Origin of the sequence: Agromyces mediolanus (assembly GCF_023715325.1) — a bacterium.
Classification (GTDB): domain Bacteria; phylum Actinomycetota; class Actinomycetes; order Actinomycetales; family Microbacteriaceae; genus Agromyces; species Agromyces mediolanus_A.
Genome location: NZ_JAMBNX010000079.1, coordinates 1 through 392 on the forward strand (window position 1 = coordinate 1; position 392 = coordinate 392).

Genomic DNA, 392 nt, shown 5'->3' on the forward strand with positions numbered 1-392 from the left:
GTTCTCCGTGGGCAAGGTCTGCGATCCGGTGTCCTCCATAACAGCAATTCTAGAAACCAGCTGTGGAAGATTGGTTGGGCACGCCAGTTAGCGACGCGTGGGCTGGCAACGCGCACCGTTCGTGACCAATTCACCACACGCAGCCCGTGCCCGCCATCGAGGCTGGCGAGCCGCACCTAGACTTGACGGCGACGAGATCGACGTTACGGAAGGTTCCCATGAAGATTCTCATCACCGGCGGGGCCGGTTACATCGGATCAACGGTTGGTTCGGCATGTGAGGAGGCCGGCCATGAGGTCGTCGTGCTGGACGACCTATCCGCGGGACGCCGCGAATTCGTTCGCGACCGCACGTTCTACGAGGGCGACATCGCTGATCAGGACCTGCTCGAT

1 protein-coding gene is annotated in these 392 nt (G+C 61.2%); it reads left to right on the forward strand.

Features of this window, described 5'->3' with window-relative positions; all coding sequences use genetic code 11:
• Positions 1-218: 218 nt before the first annotated feature.
• Positions 219-392 (forward strand): NAD-dependent epimerase/dehydratase family protein (locus tag M3147_RS19160; RefSeq protein WP_251204982.1); only part of this gene is annotated, 174 nt, incomplete at its 3' end.